The organism is Pseudomonas sp. AC070 (assembly GCF_979258635.1).
In genome coordinates this window covers 4,642,173-4,659,345 of sequence record NZ_OZ409871.1, presented here as the reverse complement: position 1 = coordinate 4,659,345, position 17,173 = coordinate 4,642,173, and the positions used below count along the sequence as shown (strand labels likewise).

Annotated in this window: 13 protein-coding genes; 10 read left to right on the top strand and 3 right to left on the bottom strand. The window is 61.3% G+C overall.

What is annotated here, in order from left to right:
- Positions 1-97: 97 nt before the first annotated feature.
- Positions 98-1,504 (bottom strand): glutamate--ammonia ligase, encoded by a 1,407-nt coding sequence (gene glnA, locus ACZZ0Q_RS20880; RefSeq protein ID WP_122493526.1) that lies wholly within the window; start codon positions 1,502-1,504, stop codon positions 98-100.
- A 331-nt stretch (positions 1,505-1,835) separates the two neighbouring features.
- Between glnA and thiI the strand changes: the two genes are divergently transcribed.
- Both thiI and typA read left to right on the top strand, forming a co-directional pair.
- Positions 1,836-3,290, top strand: coding sequence for a tRNA uracil 4-sulfurtransferase ThiI (thiI, locus tag ACZZ0Q_RS20875; RefSeq protein ID WP_463540924.1), 1,455 nt, complete (start codon positions 1,836-1,838; stop codon positions 3,288-3,290).
- 129 nt (positions 3,291-3,419) lie between these two features.
- Positions 3,420-5,240 (top strand): translational GTPase TypA, encoded by a 1,821-nt coding sequence (gene typA, locus ACZZ0Q_RS20870; RefSeq protein ID WP_463540925.1) that lies wholly within the window; start codon positions 3,420-3,422, stop codon positions 5,238-5,240.
- Between the two features lie 191 nt (positions 5,241-5,431).
- Here typA and ACZZ0Q_RS20865 read toward each other — a convergent pair whose 3' ends face one another.
- Complete coding sequence (locus ACZZ0Q_RS20865) at positions 5,432-5,839, bottom strand: YkgJ family cysteine cluster protein (RefSeq protein WP_463540926.1); 408 nt, start codon at positions 5,837-5,839, stop codon at positions 5,432-5,434.
- A gap of 298 nt (positions 5,840-6,137) precedes the next feature.
- Here ACZZ0Q_RS20865 and ACZZ0Q_RS20860 point away from each other — a divergent pair, with 298 nt between their 5' ends.
- From ACZZ0Q_RS20860 to ACZZ0Q_RS20830, 7 genes are all read left to right on the top strand, one after another.
- On the top strand, positions 6,138-9,794 hold the full coding sequence (locus ACZZ0Q_RS20860; RefSeq protein WP_463542278.1) for a DUF2339 domain-containing protein: 3,657 nt from the start codon (positions 6,138-6,140) through the stop codon (positions 9,792-9,794).
- Positions 9,791-11,179, top strand: coding sequence for a DUF3999 domain-containing protein (locus tag ACZZ0Q_RS20855; RefSeq protein WP_463540927.1), 1,389 nt, complete (start codon positions 9,791-9,793; stop codon positions 11,177-11,179). The genes ACZZ0Q_RS20860 and ACZZ0Q_RS20855 overlap by 4 nt, the downstream gene beginning before the upstream one ends.
- 183 nt (positions 11,180-11,362) lie before the next feature.
- Positions 11,363-13,018: a histidine kinase N-terminal 7TM domain-containing diguanylate cyclase gene (locus ACZZ0Q_RS20850; protein ID WP_463540928.1), complete on the top strand. Its 1,656-nt coding sequence runs from the start codon at positions 11,363-11,365 to the stop codon at positions 13,016-13,018.
- Positions 13,019-13,131: 113 nt separating this feature from the next.
- Complete coding sequence (locus ACZZ0Q_RS20845) at positions 13,132-14,142, top strand: class 1 fructose-bisphosphatase (protein ID WP_122453869.1); 1,011 nt, start codon at positions 13,132-13,134, stop codon at positions 14,140-14,142.
- Positions 14,143-14,145: 3 nt separating this feature from the next.
- Positions 14,146-14,748 carry a DUF924 family protein gene (locus tag ACZZ0Q_RS20840; protein WP_463540929.1) on the top strand — a complete coding sequence of 201 codons (603 nt, stop codon included), beginning with the start codon at positions 14,146-14,148 and terminating at the stop codon, positions 14,746-14,748.
- Positions 14,749-14,807: 59 nt separating this feature from the next.
- Positions 14,808-15,062, top strand: a complete 255-nt coding sequence (gene bamE / locus ACZZ0Q_RS20835) for an outer membrane protein assembly factor BamE domain-containing protein (protein WP_122493520.1) — start codon at positions 14,808-14,810, stop codon at positions 15,060-15,062.
- A gap of 11 nt (positions 15,063-15,073) precedes the next feature.
- A complete protein-coding gene (locus ACZZ0Q_RS20830) occupies positions 15,074-15,631 on the top strand; it encodes a lipocalin family protein (RefSeq protein ID WP_122493519.1) in 558 nt (185 codons plus the stop codon).
- Between the two features lie 85 nt (positions 15,632-15,716).
- Here the strand turns inward: ACZZ0Q_RS20830 and ACZZ0Q_RS20825 are convergent, their stop codons facing one another.
- The gene (locus ACZZ0Q_RS20825) at positions 15,717-16,112 is read right to left on the bottom strand and encodes a DUF2141 domain-containing protein (protein WP_463540930.1); all 396 of its coding nucleotides are present in this window, start codon (positions 16,110-16,112) and stop codon (positions 15,717-15,719) included.
- An 86-nt stretch (positions 16,113-16,198) separates the two neighbouring features.
- Here ACZZ0Q_RS20825 and ACZZ0Q_RS20820 point away from each other — a divergent pair, with 86 nt between their 5' ends.
- Positions 16,199-17,116 carry a dialkylrecorsinol condensing enzyme gene (locus ACZZ0Q_RS20820; protein WP_463560899.1) on the top strand — a complete coding sequence of 306 codons (918 nt, stop codon included), beginning with the start codon at positions 16,199-16,201 and terminating at the stop codon, positions 17,114-17,116.
- Positions 17,117-17,173 lie beyond the last annotated feature (57 nt).

Genomic DNA, 17,173 nt, shown 5'->3' with positions numbered 1-17,173 from the left:
CGCAGCCTCGGAAAACGCCCATAAAAAAGGCCTCCCGAGGGAGGCCTTCTCAATCACGCCGCTAAGCAAGCGGCATGTCTGGCTTGGACGCTGCTGCTTAAACGCTGTAGTAGAGGTCGTATTCCAGAGGGTGCACGAAGGTGCGCACTTTGATTTCTTCTTCGCTCTTCAGCTCGATGTAGGCATCGATGAAGTCGTCGCTGAACACGCCGCCTTTGGTCAAGAACGCACGGCCCTTGTCCAGTTCTTCTAGGGCTTCTTTCAGGCTGCCGCACACTTGTGGGATCAGCTTGCCTTCTTCTGGTGGCAGGTCGTACAGGTTTTTGTCAGCAGCATCGCCGGGGTGGATCTTGTTCTGGATGCCGTCCAGGCCAGCCATCAACAGGGCAGCGAATGCCAGGTACGGGTTAGCAGCCGGGTCCGGGAAACGTGCTTCGATACGGCGGGCTTTCGGGCTCGACACGTAAGGAATACGGATAGAGGCGGAGCGGTTGCGAGCCGAGTAGGCCAGCATTACCGGTGCTTCGAAACCTGGGACCAGACGCTTGTAGGAGTTGGTCGACGGGTTGGTGAAGCCGTTCAGTGCCTTACCGTGCTTGATGATGCCGCCGATGAAGTACAGAGCGGTATCGGACAGGCCGGCATAGCCTTCGCCGGAGAAGGTGTTCTTGCCATCTTTGGAGATGGACATGTGTACGTGCATACCCGAGCCGTTGTCGCCGTACAGAGGCTTAGGCATGAAGGTCGCGGTTTTGCCGTAGGCATCGGCCACGTTGTGTACGCAGTACTTCAGGGTTTGAACTTCGTCAGCCTTGGCAACCAGGGTGTTGAACTTCACGCCGATTTCGTTCTGGCCGGCAGTCGCCACTTCGTGGTGGTGAACTTCGATGACCAGGCCCATTTCTTCCATGGCATTACACATGGCAGTACGGATTTCGTGGTCGTGGTCGACTGGAGGAACCGGGAAGTAGCCCCCTTTGACGCCTGGGCGGTGGCCTTTGTTGCCGGTTTCGAAGTCGCTGTCGGTGTTCCAGGACGCTTGTTCAGAGATGATTTTGAACATCGAGCCGGAAATGTCGGACTTGAATTTAACTTCGTCGAATACGAAGAACTCAGGCTCCGGGCCTACGAATACGGTGTCACCGATGCCGGTCGACTTGAGGTATTCCTCAGCGCGAGCAGCGATGGAGCGCGGGTCACGGTCGTAGCCTTGCATGGTCGACGGTTCGATGATGTTGCAGACCAGAATCAGGGTCGGCTCTTCGGTGAACGGGTCGAGAACGGCAGTGCTGTCTACTGGCAGCAGGATCATGTCGGAGGCTTCAATACCTTTCCAGCCATGGATCGAGGAACCGTCGAACATTTTGCCGACTTCGAAGAATTCGTCGTCAAGGGCGTCACGGGCCGGCATGGTCACGTGGTGCTGCTTGCCTTTGGTATCGGTGAAGCGCAGGTCAACCCACTTCACGTCGTGATCTTTGATTAGTTGAAGCGCCTTCGACATGGTGTCCTCCAGATGGTGGGGCGTTGTGATTTTTTAGCCCCAAATAAAACGGTGAAGCCGGGCGGCATAGTCCGCCAGGGCAACCTGCCTCACAAGGGAGCAAATTGCATGCCAGTGCCCCGAAGTGGGTTTGCTGCCCGAAAGTCAGGCGCTGCGGGGGCTGCGCGTTAAAAGAACGAGGCGCTGCGCACCAAAATGAATCTCTCGCTAAATGCGGTGATGCATTTTGGTGCGCGCCGGATCTTTCTACGCATTGCCTGGTTAAACCTTGAGCAATTTCCGCTATAATCCGCGCCCCCTAATTTAGGCCAGGCTCGCGCGCACTGTTTTCATGAAACTTATCGTCAAAGTCTTCCCCGAGATCACCATTAAAAGCCGGCCGGTGCGTACGCGCTTCATCCGCCAGCTCACGAAGAATATTCGTGCGGTGATGCGTGACCTGGATCCGAATCTCGTGGTGGACGGCGTGTGGGACAACATTGACGTCGAGACCACGCTCACCGAGCCCAAAGTGCTGTCCGAGCTGAAACAGCGCCTCGGGCGCATCTCCGGCATCGGTCAGTTTCTGGAAGTGAACGAATACCCGCTGGGCGATTTCGACGACATGGTCGAAAAATGCAAAGCCCACTTCGGCGATCAGCTGGCCGGCAAAGTATTCGCCGTGCGCTGCAAGCGCGCCGGCAAGCACAGCTTCAGTTCGATGGACGTCGAGCGTTATGTCGGCAGCCAATTGCGTCGCCAGTGCGGCGCTGCCGGTATCTCGCTGAAAGATCCCGAGCTGCTGGTGCGTATGGAAATCCGCAATCAGCTTCTCTATATCATCCACAGCCAGCACGAAGGTCTGGGCGGCTACCCGCTCGGCGCCATCGAGCAGACGCTGGTGCTGATGTCCGGGGGCTTCGACTCCACCGTGGCCGCGTATCAAATGATTCGTCGCGGCATGATCAGCCACTTTTGCTTCTTTAACCTCGGCGGTCGTGCCCACGAGCTGGGCGTGATGGAAGTGGCCCACTATCTGTGGAGCCAATACGCCAGTTCGCACCGCGTGCTGTTTATTAGCGTGCCGTTTGAAGAAGTGCTCGGTGAAATTCTCGGCAAGGTCGACAACGCGCACATGGGTGTGGTGCTCAAGCGCATGATGCTGCGCGCCGCAACCCGCATTGCCGCCGGCCTGGATATCGACGCGCTGGTCACCGGCGAGGCCATTTCCCAGGTTTCCAGCCAGACGCTGCCGAACCTCTCGGTAATCGACCGCGCCACCGACAAGCTGGTGATTCGCCCGCTGATTGCCAGCCACAAGCAAGACATCATCAACATGGCAGAGGCCATCGGCACCGCCGAATTCGCCAAGCACATGCCTGAATACTGCGGCGTGATTTCGGTAAACCCGACCACCCGCGCCAAACCCGACCGCGTTGTTTACGAAGAAGCCCAGATCGACATGACCGTATTCGAGCGTGCCTTGGAGCGCGCCCGTTCGGTGACGATTGATCGGGTAATCGAGGAGTTGGGGCAAGACATCCAGGTCGAGGAATTGAGTGAAGCCTTGCCTGGGCAAATCGTGCTGGACATCCGTCACCCGGACGCCCAGGAAGATTTGCCGCTGGAGTTGGACGGCATCGAAGTAAGAGCGGTGCCGTTCTTCGCGCTCAACAGTCGCTACAAGGAACTGGACCCTACCCGTCAGTACCTGTTGTATTGCGACAAAGGCGTGATGAGCCGCCTGCATGCCCACCACTTGCTTAGCGAGGGGCATGCCAATGTGCGCGTTTATCGTCCGGCATAAAACGCCGGGTCTGAATGGCGGCAGTATCCGCCACCGCCCCCCCGACCGACGGGGCAGTTGAGCCACTCATTCTTCATACTGGCCGCCTAGACTTAGCGGCGAACCGAATCCTCTGATCGAGATGCAAAAGTGATCGAAAATCTACGCAACATCGCCATCATCGCCCACGTTGACCATGGTAAGACCACCCTGGTTGATAAACTCCTGCGTCAGTCCGGCACCCTGGAGCGCAACGAGCTCAACGACGAGCGCGTGATGGACTCCAACGACCAGGAAAAAGAGCGCGGCATTACCATTCTTGCCAAGAACACCGCGATCAACTGGAACGGCTACCACATCAACATCGTCGACACTCCCGGCCACGCCGACTTCGGCGGCGAAGTTGAGCGCGTAATGTCGATGGTTGACTCGGTTCTGCTGCTGGTCGACGCCCAAGACGGCCCGATGCCACAAACCCGCTTCGTCACCAAGAAAGCCTTCGAAGCCGGCCTGCGTCCTATTGTTGTGATCAACAAAGTTGACCGTCCAGGCGCGCGTCCGGATTGGGTTCTGGACCAGATCTTCGACCTGTTCGACAACCTCGGTGCTACCGAAGAACAGCTCGACTTCAAAGTGGTTTACGCCTCCGCCCTGAACGGTATTGCTGGTCTTGACCACACCGACATGGCTGAAGACATGACCCCGCTGTACCAGTCCATCGTCGACAACGTTCCGGCTCCGGCCGTTGACCGCGACGGTCCGTTCCAGATGCAAATCTCGGCCCTGGACTACAACAGCTTCCTCGGCATTATCGGCGTTGGCCGTATCGCCCGTGGTCGCGTCAAGCCGAACACCCCGGTTGTGGCCATCGACGCTGACGGCAAGCGCCGCAACGGTCGTATCCTCAAGCTGATGGGTCACCACGGCCTGCACCGCGTAGACGTAGAAGAAGCCGCCGCTGGCGACATCGTCTGCATCAGCGGTATGGACCAGCTGTTCATCTCCGACACCCTGTGCGACATCAACAACGTCGAAGCCATGAAGCCGCTGACCGTTGACGAGCCGACCGTTTCGATGACCTTTCAGGTAAACGACTCGCCGTTCTGCGGTAAAGAAGGCAAGTTCGTGACGAGCCGCAACATCAAAGAGCGTCTGGACAAAGAGCTGCTGTACAACGTGGCACTGCGCGTTGAAGAAGGCGACTCGGCTGACCGTTTCAAAGTATCGGGCCGTGGCGAGCTGCACTTGTCCGTACTGATCGAAACCATGCGTCGCGAAGGTTTTGAAATGGGCGTAGGCCGTCCAGAAGTAATCATCCGTGTGGTTGATGGCGTGAAGAACGAACCGTTCGAAAACGTCACCATCGACATCCCTGAAGAATCGCAGGGCAAGGTCATGGAAGAGATGGGTCTGCGTAAAGGCGACCTGACCAACATGTCCCCGGATGGCAAAGGCCGTGTACGTCTGGAATACAACATTCCAGCCCGTGGTCTGATCGGTTTCCGTAACCAGTTCCTGACCCTCACCAACGGCGCCGGCATCCTGACCTCAATCTTCGACCGTTACGACGTGATGAAGTCGGGCCACATGTCTGGCCGTCAGAACGGCGTACTGGTTTCGGTTGAAACCGGCAAGGCACTGACCTACTCCCTGGAAACCCTGCAAGCGCGCGGCAAGCTGTTCGTTGAGCACGGTCAGGACATCTACAACGGTCAAATCGTTGGTCTTAACAGCCGCGACAACGACCTGGGCGTGAACCCAACCAAAGGCAAGAAGCTCGACAACATGCGTGCTTCGGGCAAAGACGAAACCATCGCTCTGGTTCCGCCGGTTCGTTTCACCCTGGAACAAGCTCTGGAATTCATCCAGGACGACGAGCTGTGCGAAGTGACGCCGAAATCCATCCGTCTTCGTAAGAAGATCCTGGACGAAGGCGAGCGCACCCGCGCTGCTAAAAAGGCTGCCAAGTAAGGTTTAGCTTCGGCTAAATAAAAACGCCCCCGGTCGCGAGACCGGGGGCGTTTTTTTTGTGCGCCAGCAAGATCAAGGCCCCTCTCCCCAGCCCTCTCCCGCAGGCGGGAGAGGGAGTTTTATCGCGGTCCTGCGTCTCTCCCCTCGCCCGCTTGCGGGAGAGGGGCCGGGGGAGAGGGGCTGTTACTCGATCAAACCTTCCCAACCGCCTTCGGTTTATACGCGCAATACCCCGGCCGAGGCCCAATCTTGGGGTGGTTGCGGCAGGTATCCGGGCGTTGTTCGTAAATCGTGCACAGCCGGCTTTTGCGGTCCAGGTACAGGCAATCGTTATTGCCCATGCGCGTCAGCGTGTAGATGCCGTACTTCTGGTTGTAGCGTTCAACCACACCTTCTTTCATCAGGCGTTTGGCGATCTGCTTGGCCGGTTCGCTGCGCTCAAACTCTTGCACCAGGCCGATGCGCAGCAGGTCGTTGAACTTCACTTCCACCGGCATGGTGCAGCAGCTCGATACGCAGCTGCTGCACATGGTGCGTTCGTATTTGATCCAGGTGTCGGTGCGATCCAGCTCAGCGCCAACTACCAATAACTTTGTCATGACGTGCATACCTGTGGAAAACGCTGCGCCCGGCTAGTGGGCAGGGCGCGAAGCGGTGGGGGCGGCATCATAGCGATATTGGTGAAATTGTGAACAACCATCCGCCGAATCACGCGCAAAGCGTGCGCTGGTAGTAGCGGTGCGGTGGGGTAGGGCGGATATACTGCCGCCGTTGCGGGCCACGGCCTGCGCGTGCTGGACAGGGATGCCCGGTGGCGGGATGTGACGCCGCTATAACGGCGGCAGTCTCTGGCTGGCACCTCGCCTGACTAGGAAGCGCTGCATGCAATGGATTTTCATGCTGGTCGGTCTGCTCATCGGCGTTTCGCTGGATGAGTCGATCACGGAAGGGTTACTCGGCGCTTCGCTGGGTTTTGCCATCGGTCTCTGGTTGCAACTGCGCAACCTGCAGCAGCGCAACGACGAGTTGCAGACCAAGCTGAGCGGTTTCGCCGAGCGCTTCGAGCGCGGCACCCTCGCCGTCACCACACGCCTAACGCATCTTGAAGAGCGCCTCGCCACCGGCGGCAGCGCTCCCATCGCCGAGCCGCCACCCGCGCCGGCCACCGCAGCCGAAGCGCCCACCTCCAGCGGCGCTGTCGACGACCTGGATTTCACCTTCGAATTCGACCCGCAGCCCGAGCCGATTGCCGTTCCCACCAGCGAGCCGGGTTTGGTGTTCGAGCTGCCGCCGGAATTGCTGGCCGCACCGCCCAAGCCGGTGACCGGCGTTGTCGACCAAATGCCCGTCAGCGGTTGGGCCCGCGAGCCCGTGGCGCCTGCCGCGCCGCCTCGCCAACCGCCGGCCCCGCCGACTCCTCGCGAACCGAATCTGTTCGAGCGCGGTTTCAGCGCGGCGAAGAATTGGCTGTTCGGGGGCAACACCGTACTGCGCATCGGCGTAGTGCTGCTGTTTCTCGGCCTGGCCTTTTTGCTGCGTTACGCCACCGAAGGCATGGTGGTGCCGGTGCAGGTGCGTTATGCCGGCGTGGCCGCGAGTGCGGTGGCGTTGCTGGCGCTGGGTTGGTGGCTGCGTCTACGCAATCCGAACTACGCCCTGATGTTGCAGGGCACGGGCATCGCCGTGCTGTACCTGACGGTGTTTGCGGCGTTCCGTCTGCATCCGCTGCTCGACCCGAAAATGGCCTTGGGCCTGCTGGTGATCGTCACCATTTGCTCGGCCATTCTCGCCGTTACCCAGAACGCCATGGCGCTGGCCGCCGTCGCCGCCTTGGGCGGTTTTGCGGCGCCGATTCTGACCTCCACCGGCAGCGGCAATCACGTCGCCCTGTTCTCGTACTTCATCCTGCTCAACAGCGGCATCTTCGCCATCGCCTGGTTCAAGGCGTGGCGCATGCTCAACCTGATCGGTTTTGTCGGCACCTTCGGCATCGGCTTCGCCTGGGGTATGCGCTCCTACACGCCGGAACTGCTGTGGAGCACCGAGCCGTTCCTGATTGTGTTCTTCCTGATGTACGTCGCCATCGGCCTGCTGTTCGCCCGCCGCAAACTGCGCGAGCACAGCATCGGGCCGGCGGACGACAGCCGTGACGCGCTGTTGAATTGGTCGCGCCGCCAGGGCGATTACGTCGACGGCACCCTGCTGTTCGGCCCGCCGCTGGTGGGCTTTGGCTTGCAGTTCGCACTGGTGCACCACATTGAGTTCGCCGCCGCGTTCAGCGCATTGGCCATGGGCTTGTTATACATGCTCATCGCCCGCGTTCTGGTCGGTCGCGCACCGGGCCGTGCGTTGCTGCTGGTGGAAACCTGCATGGCGCTGGGCGTGATTTTCGGCTCGCTGGCCATTCCGTTGGGGCTGGACGCCAGCTGGACCTCCGCCGCCTGGGCCGTCGAAGGCGCCGGCATTTATTGGCTCGGCCTGCGTCAGCAGCGGCCATTGGCGCGCGCCTTTGCCCTGCTGTTGCAAGTGGGCGCGGCGCTGGCGTTTCTGGTGGACCTGCACATCGGCGTCACCTCGCTGCTCTACGGCTCGTGGCTGGGCGCCTTGATGCTCGGCCTGGCGCTGCTGTTCAGTCATTACCAGTTGCGCAAAGCCCCGGATGATCACACCACCGAGCTGGAGCGCCGCTTTCTGCCGATGCTGGCAGTGCTGGGCCTGACGTTCCTTTATCTGTTGGCGCCGCTGAACCTGCGTGCCGAAGCCACGGCCATCGTCTGGGCGTTGGCGGGCTTGGCGACATTGTTTGTCGGCTTGCGCATCCGGGCGCGTAGCTTCCTGTTTTCCTCGTTCGCCGTGCAGTTGGTGGGCGGTGCCTTGTTCCTGCTGCAACTGCGGGGCGCAACCGGGGACGACAGCGGCGTGTTCAGCGCCGGCTGGCGTGGCTTGGTGGTGGCCTCGTTGATTGGCTTGGCGCTGGTCGGTGGCATGCTGGTGGCCGCGCGGGATAAAGAAGTGCGCAACGACGCCGGCCTGATGCGCGGGCTGTCGCTGGTGTTGCTGGTGGGCCTGGTGTTTATCAACCTGGCTGTGTTGTTCGTGCTGCCTTGGCAAACCGCGAGCGCGGTGTGGGCCGGAAGTGGTTTGCTGATCGTGTGGCTGAGCCTGCATTTGCAACAGCGCGCGAGTTTTGTGTTCGGGTTGCTGCTGCAAGCAGTGGGCGGTGTGGCATTTCTGGCAGCCAGTCCGCTGTTGCTGGGGCCGCTGAGCAGCGAAGGCTTGCGACCATTGGCCCATGCCGGCTTCTGGACGCCAGCGACCCTGGCGCTGGCTGCCATGGTCGGCGCGTGGCGCCTGATGCGCGCCGCCCGCAACGATGCCGATGTGATGGGCTCGCTGAGCCTGGAGCGGCTGTCGCAATTGTTGCTGGTGTGGGGCGCCGGTTGGTGGGTGCTGGCGACCGTCAGCGAAGTGCTGCGTTTTGCCGAGCCGGCGTTGCAGGCGCCGCTGTTGCTGGTGGTCGCGGCCGCCAGTGTGGCGCTATGGAGTTGGCTGGCTGGGCGGGAAAAATGGCAGGCGCTGGCCTTGCTGTGTCCGATGCTGGTGCCGGCTGCCGGCGTTGTGCTGTTGTACATCTGGCACGACGAATATCACCCGGCCGCCCACTTCGGTTGGCTGGCGTGGGGCTTGGTAGTTGCCGTGCACCTGTCGTCGTTGCGCCGCCTCACCGGCTTGTTGCCCGCGAACGCGTTGAGCGCTGCGCATGTGCTCGGCTGCTGGCTGATTCTCGGCGTGCTGGCGCTGGAGCTGCGTTATTTGCTGTACGTGCTGTCCGACCATTACAACGCCTGGCGCTGGTTGGGTTGGGCGGTGCTGCCGAGCATCTACCTGCTGGCCATGGCCTCGCCGCGTAATTGGCCGTGGCCGGTGCGCGCTTACGAACGCGAGTACCGTCACTTGGCCGCGCTGCCGTTGGCGGTGCTGATGCTCGGCTGGTTCTGGCTGGCCAATATCGCCAGCGACGGCAATGCTGACCCGCTGCCGTACGTGCCGCTGATCAACCCGCTGGAGCTGGGCTTGTTGTTCGCCCTGTTCGGCGTGTGCCGTTGGCTGCATACCGCCTTGCCGCACCTGCCCAACGGCGAACGCCTGGGCTGGCTGCCGCAGGTGGTGGCGGGCGCCTCGTTGTTTGCCTTGTTCACCGCTTTGGTTTTCCGCGCGGCGCACCACTGGGGCGGCGTGCCGTACCAGTTGGATTTGCTGCTGGAATCGATGCTGGTGCAGGCGGGCTTGTCGATTGTGTGGACGCTGATCGCCCTGGCGCTGATGATTTTCGGCCATCTGCGCAGCCGTCGCGAAGTGTGGCTGGTGGGCGCCGCGTTAATTGCCGTGGTGGTCGCCAAGCTGTTCTTTGTCGAGCTGGGCAACCGCGGCGGGCTGGAGCGCATCGTGTCGTTTATTGGTGTCGGCGTGCTGTTGCTGGTGGTCGGCTATTTCGCGCCGCTGCCGCCCCGGCATGCGGCGACTGAAACTGAAGAAGAGCAGGTCAGTTCATGAGTGCGTTGTTTTCTTTGGCGGCCATGCGCCGCGTGATAGTGGGTGGTGCGATCACGCTGGCCTGCGCCGGCGCGTTTGCCGAGCAGCCAGCGGACTACACAACCCAGGTTCCCTTGACCCTGAGTGGCGAGGGGCCGTGGTATCGGCTCGAAGTGCCTATGGCCTTGCGCCTGGCCGCGCGCTTTGGCGACTTGCGTGACGTGCGCGTATTCAACGCCGAAGGCCAGGCGCAGGCCTATGCCTTGACCGCCGGCAGCGCCGAACGCAGCGAAACCAACACCGCCACCGCGGTGAAATGGTTCCCGCTGTACGCCTCCGCCGACGCCCCGGCCGGCGCACCGAGCGTGCGGGTACAGCGCACCACCACGGGCACCATTGTTGAAGTTGGCCCGGAAGCGGTGACGTCCACCGACAAACCCAATCAGGTGCTGCGCGGCTGGCTGCTTGATGCCAGCGCCATTGACGCGCCGCTGAACAAACTGAGCCTGGACTGGACCTCCGAGCAGGACGGCTTCCAGCGCTTCTCCATCGAAGCCAGTGACGACCTGCAAACCTGGACCCCGTGGGAAGACGGCCAGATCGCCCGCCTGGCCTTCGCCGATGAACGCATCGAACAGCGCGACACCACCTTGCCCGGCCAACGCGCCCGGTACTTGCGCTTGCTCTGGCTGGCGCCGCAAAAAGCGCCGGTGCTGGTCAGTGCCGAGCTGAGCAGCACCACCCACAGCAGTGTGGCGGCGCCGGTGTCGTGGTCTGACGCTTTGCCAACCACCCAGGTGAAAGACGGCGAATACACCCTCGACTTGCCCGTGCCGTTGCCCCTTGAGCTGCTGCGCGTGGAGCTGACGCAAGCCAACACGCTGGCCCCGGTTACTGTCAGCACCCGGCGTGACAGCAAGGACAGTTGGCAGTCGCTTACGCGCGGCCTGCTGTATCGCCTGCCGGAAAATGGCAAGGACGTGATCCACGATGAGCTGCAACTCCCCGGCCAGTGGGTGCAACACCTGCGCTTGCAGGTCGACCCGCGCGGCGGCGGGCTGGGCCAGGCCGCGCCGACGGTGCGCATCGGTCTGCGCTCAACGCAACTGGTGTTCCTCGCCCGGGGCAGCGCGCCGTATGTGCTGGCGCTGGGTAACGCGACCGGTACGGCCAACAACCTGCCGCTGACCACATTGATTCCAGGCTACGACGATAAACGCTTGGCCTCCCTCGGCATCGCCAAGGCCGGCACACCCGTGGCCGCATCGCCAGCAACGCAGACGGCAAGCCCGGCCGCCAGTGTGGATTGGCAGCGTTACGGCTTGTGGGCCGTGTTGCTCGTGGGTGTGGCGCTGCTGGTAGGCATGGCGCTGAGCTTGTTAAAGGCGCAAAAGCCTCAGGAGTAGGGTGGGACTCGCTCAACCCTACCTGGCCCACCTACGTTTTTCCGCCTAGATGGCGTATCGTTGCGCGTTCGCTTCGATACTGGCATTGAGCCTTCTGGCTGGGCCGGTGCACCTTTCTACCATTTACCCGCAGATGGCTCCCCGGTTCCGGGCGACGGGCCGTTTGGCTGTAGGTGTAGGGTCATGAGCCTTTGCAGTAATTCAGGTTGGGCGTTGAGCATGCCGGTGGTGTTTACCCTTGTGGTATGCCTGGGCGTGGTCATGCTTGCCCATTGGGTTACCCGCCAACGCAGCTTTCCCGGTCGGGATAGTTTCTTTCTCCTGCATATGGCCAGCCTCTGGTGGTTGCTCGCCGCCAGCCTGGAGCTGGCCGCGCAGGGCGGTGAATGCAAGCAGTTCTGGGCCAGCATGGCGTGGCCGGGCATCGTCGGTTTGCCCACCTTCTGGGCGGTGTTTCTCTGGCAATACGTCAACAGCGAGCGGCAGCCGCTGCCGTTGAGTCAGGTCGCGGTGTTCGCCGTGGTGCCCTTGGTGGTTTGGGCGTTAGCGTTGAGCAACCCGTGGCATGGCTTGTTCTATACGCCGGACACCGGCCCTGCCTCCGAACTGCCCGGCGCGCCGATTCTGTACCGGCACGGTCCCTTGTTCTACGCCACGGCCATCTACGAATACGCCTTTGTGCTGTTCTGCCTGGCCGTGGTGATCAAAGCGGCTGTGCTCAGCACCGGTGTGCATCGCCGTCATTACCTGGCGTTCGGGCTGGTCACGCTGCTGCCGTGGGGCGCCAACCTCTCCTATGTTTTTTGGGACGTTCAGCTGTTTGGCTTCGACCCGACGCCGTTCTGTTTTGCCTTCACCTTGCTGGCGTTTTCCTGGCTGATTGTCGGCGTTCGGCTGTTTGATCTGCTGCCTGTGGCGCGGCATTTGTTGCTGGAGGAATTGCTCGATCCGGTCCTGGTGGTCGACACCCAACAGCGCGTGCTCGAAGCCAACCCGGCGGCGTGCCGCCTGGCCGACCAAAGCGACACCTGGCAGGGCGTGCCCCTGGCCGAGTGGCCGGTTTATGGCGCCGCGCTGGAAGCCGTACTGAGCCAACCGCTGAGCGCCAATGGTGACCGGCTGCTGACGCTGGACAATCCTGCTCGCTATTTCGAAGTATCGTGCCGCGCCATCGAGCGTGCCACGCGCAGCAGTTCCTCGGTGCTGGGGCAAATGCTCTACCTGCGCGACGTCACCCAGCGGCACATCAGCGAGCGAAAGTTGGCCGAAGCGCTGGCCGTGAGCGAAGACCGCTTGCGCACCATTTCCAGCCTGCACGAACGCTTGCAGGAACAGGCCCTGCGCGATCCGCTGACCGGCCTGTATAACCGCCGCTACCTCGAAGAATTCTTCGACCGTGAACTGGCCCGCGCCCAGCGCGAGCAGAGACCGTTGGCGCTGGCGCTGATCGACCTCGACCATTTCAAAGCGCTCAACGACGCCCATGGCCACCTGGTTGGCGATGACGTGCTGGTGCTGGTGTCGCAACTGCTCACCGATGCCTTGCGCAGTACCGATGCGGTATTTCGCATCGGCGGCGAGGAGTTCTTGCTGATTCTGCCGGGCGTCGCGCCGGAAGAAGCGCGCCAGCGCGTCGAGGCCATTTGCATGCAGTTGGCGACCACCCAAGTGGCTACGCGCAATGGTCCGCAGGCCGTTACGTTGTCCGCCGGTATGGCGTTCTGGCCAGCCCAGGGCGAGTTCCTCGATGACCTGCTGCAAATCGCTGACAAAGCGCTCTACCAAGCCAAACGTAGCGGTCGTAACAGAGTTTGTGGCATGGATAGTGCGTCGCTCTAGGCGTTGTCCTAGGCATGTACTGAACTCTCCTGACAGCCCCTGGGTCTGACAGGAGGAATTGCTGACAGACTCGCGCTAAACTGCGCGGGATTTCAAACCCTCTGGAGCCTTCCATGTCCCGCGTTACCCTCAGCCGCTACTTGATCGAGCAGACCCGAAGTAACAACACTCCCGCCGATCTGCGCTTCCTGATCGAAGTGGTCGCGCGTGCCTGCAAAGAGATCAGCCACGCGGTATCCAAAGGCGCCCTGGGTGGCGTACTGGGCAGCATGGGCACCGAAAACGTGCAGGGTGAAGTGCAGAAGAAACTCGACGTCATCTCCAACGAGATTCTGCTCGAAGCCAACGAATGGGGCGGTCACCTGGCCGGCATGGCGTCCGAAGAAATGGACAACGCCTACCAGATCCCCGGCAAATACCCCAAAGGCGCCTACCTGTTGGTGTTCGACCCGTTGGATGGCTCCTCCAACATCGACGTCAACGTCTCGGTTGGCACCATCTTCTCGGTACTGCGTTGCCCGGACCAATACCTGAGCCAGAACGACAGCCTCGACGAGCAGGCCTTCCTGCAACCCGGCACCAAACAAGTGTGCGCCGGGTACGCCATTTACGGCCCGCAAACCATGCTGGTGCTGACTCTGGGCAACGGCGTAAAAGGCTTCACCCTGGACCGCGAACTGGGCAGCTTCGTGCTCACCCACGACGACATCCGCATTCCGGAAACCACCGCTGAATTCGCCATCAACATGTCCAACTCCCGTCACTGGGAAGCGCCAGTCAGCCGCTACGTGGGCGAACTGTTGGCCGGTGAAGAAGGCCCGCTGGGCAAGAACTACAACATGCGCTGGGTCGCGGCGATGGTTGCCGATGTCCACCGCATCCTCACGCGCGGCGGTCTGTTCATGTACCCGCGTGATTCGCGCGAGCCGAGCAAGCCCGGCAAGCTGCGCCTGATGTACGAAGCCAACCCGATGTCCTTTATCGTGGAGCAGGCCGGTGGCGTTTCGACTAACGGCCTGGAACGCATCCTCGACATTCAGCCGACTTCCCTGCACCAGCGCGTCGCGGTGTACCTGGGCTCGAAAGAAGAAGTCGAGCGCGTCACTGCTTACCATCAGGGTTAAGCCGTGAGCGCCCCTTGGCAGCCGTTGCTGGACTGGTGGTTTGGTTCCGGTGAAACGGCGGCCGAGGTCGCCGAGTTGCAGAATGGTCTGTGGTTCGGCAAGCACACCGCCCAAGACGAATACGCCCGCGAACAGTTTTCCCCGCTGGTGCGCCAAGCACTGGCGGGTGAATTGGAAGACTGGACGGAAACCGCCGAGGGCTGGCTTGCGCTGATTCTGCTGCTCGATCAGCTGCCCCGTATGATTTACCGCGATAGCCCATTCGCCTATTCAGGCGATGCGCGTGCTCAGCAATTGGTGGCCCGTGGTTTGGCCGCTGGTTGGGATCAAGCGCTGGCGCCCGTGGAACAACTCTTCGTGTTCTTGGTGCTCGAGCACACCGAAAACCCCGCCGCCCAAGACTTGTCTGTCGAATGCTTCGCTGCCTTGCTTGAGCAAGTGGACGCGGATGAGCGTGCGTACTTCGAGAACACCCTTGATCACGCCCGCCGGCATCAACAGGTGATCGCTCGGTTCGGTCGTTTTCCTCATCGAAATCAGGCACTTGGTCGTGACAGTACGGCCGAGGAAATTTCCTATCTCAAGGAACCGGGTTCCGGCTTCTGACGTCCAAGCAGGCAGTTGCTTGTCGCCTGCCCCTACTTTTCCTGCCTTGGAGTTCTTCCATGACCCTGCGTCGTTTCTTGCTCTTGTCAGCCTGCGTGCTGATCACCGCGTGCAGCAAGATCAACCAAGACAACTACTCAAAAATTCAGGTCGGCATGAGCAAAGCCGAGGTTGAAAGCCTACTCGGTTCGCCGGCCGACTGCTCTGGCGCGCTGGGCCTTACCAGCTGCACCTGGGGCGATGAAAAACGCTACATCAGCATTCAATACGCCGGCGAAAAAGTGGTGGTGTTCGCAGGCCATGGTCTGAAATAAGGAGCTCGCTTATGCGTTTGCGTCTGACATTACTGGCCGCGCTGCTGCTCAGCGGCTGCGCCAACTCCGGCACCGGCCCGGTGCCGCCGAAAACCGTGGAAAAGGTAGACCTCGAACGCTACCAAGGCACCTGGTATGAAGCGGCGCGTTTGCCGATGTTCTTCCAGCGTGACTGCGCCCAATCCGAAGCCCACTACACCCTGCAAGCCGACGGCAAAGTCGGCGTGCTCAACCGCTGCCGCACGCTGGAAGGCGAGTGGCAGGAAGCCAAAGGCGAGGCGGTGCCGCAGGTTGAAGGCAAAACCGACAAGCTCTGGGTGACGTTCGATAACTGGGTAAGTGATGTGCTGCCCGGCGTGACCAAAGGCCAGTATTGGGTGCTTTACCTGGACGACGACTACGAGACCGCCATGGTCGGTAGCCCGGACCATGAATACCTGTGGCTGCTGTCGCGCACACCGGAGCTGAAACCCGGCATGCGCGACAAGCTGCTCGAAGTCGCTAAAGGCCAAGGCTATGAAACTGGCAAACTGATCTGGCGCACGCCGGATGGGTCGATCAAGAAGTAGCAAGGGAACCTGTAGGAGCGGCTTTAGCCGCGATGCTTTTGATCCTAAAAGCTCGAGGCTAAAGCCTCTCCTACAGGGAGCCACCTTAGTGCTTGGGCTCTTTCGCCTTAAGCGTGATCTGTACCTGCGTATCCCCAGCCCCATGTTCAAACCCGCACTTGAGCGGCGTCGGCTTGCCGAGCAGTAACGAGGGGTTGGTAGAAAAGCCCACCGGCTCCAGCGGAATACCGCGTGGGCTGAGGTCGAGCTGGCCGTTGCCGTTGGTGTCCTGAAACACCTGCAGCGCATAACGTCCCGGCGGCAATTTGCGCAGTCGTACCGTCGAGTCGTGGCTGTGCACTTCGCGCAGCACCGTTTGCGGCCACTCTTTCTGATCGGCGAATACCAGGGCGACACCCAGTTCGCCATCGGCCTTAACGCCGTCAATGCTGACCACAATGTCGCCAGCCCAGGCCTGCGCCCCGACGAGTAACAGGAACAAGCAGGCAGTTCTGGCGAGCGTGGCTACGGGCGTATGAATTCTCTGTGGCATAATTCCGACACTTTGTTGCAAGGATTGCGCGCGCTATGCGTCAGGTGTTGGTGGTTCACTATTCGCAAACAGGGCAGTTGAGCCGGCTGGTTAATGCCGTGTGCGGACCTCTGTTGCAGCGCGACGACGTTCAGGTGGACTTTCTGGCCATCGAGCCGGCGCAACCTTACCCGTTTCCCTGGCCCTTTCTCAGCTTTTTCCGAATCTTCCCGGAAACCGTGCTGATGCGCGCCCAGCCCTTAAAACCACTGACCGTCGATGCCGCAAAACGTTACGACTTAGTCATCCTCGCCTATCAGGTGTGGTTCCTCACGCCCTCGCTGCCCATCACCAGTTTTCTCGCCACGCCGCAAGCGGCGCAGTTGCTGCGCGACACGCCGGTGGTCACGGTAATTGGCTGCCGCAACATGTGGCTGATGGCGCAGGAAAAACTCAAAGCGCGACTTACCGAACTGGGCGCCCGCCTGCTCGACAACGTGGCGCTGACCGACGCCTGCGGCACTGCCGCGAGCTTTCTATCGACGCCGTTGTGGATGTTCACCGGCCGGCAGAAGCCCTACAGCTGGGTGCCGCGCGCCGGTATCGATGAGGCAGAAATTGCCGCCTCCAGCCGCTTTGGCGATGCCATTGCCCGTCGCTTGGCCGCCGATGACCAGCCCCTGCGCGAACCGATGCTGCAAGGGCTGGGCGCGGTGCGCGTGGACGAAAAACTGATCGGCAGCGAAACCGTGGGCAACCGCAGCTTCCAACTGTGGAGCCGCCTGCTCGCCGCCATCGGCCCGCAGCAAAGCCTGCGTCGCGGCCTGGGCTTGGTGGTGTACGTGGTGTTTTTGCTGTGCCTGATCGTGACCGTGGTGCCCTTGGGCGCCGTGCTGAAAAAACTCCTGGCGCCGGTATTCAAAACCCGCACCCAACGACAGAAAGCTTATTTTGCCGGCCCATCCGGTGAGTGAAGAGCGCATCGCTGGTGTTTATTGCACCGTGCCGCGCGCCCTGAAGTGACTCGAGGA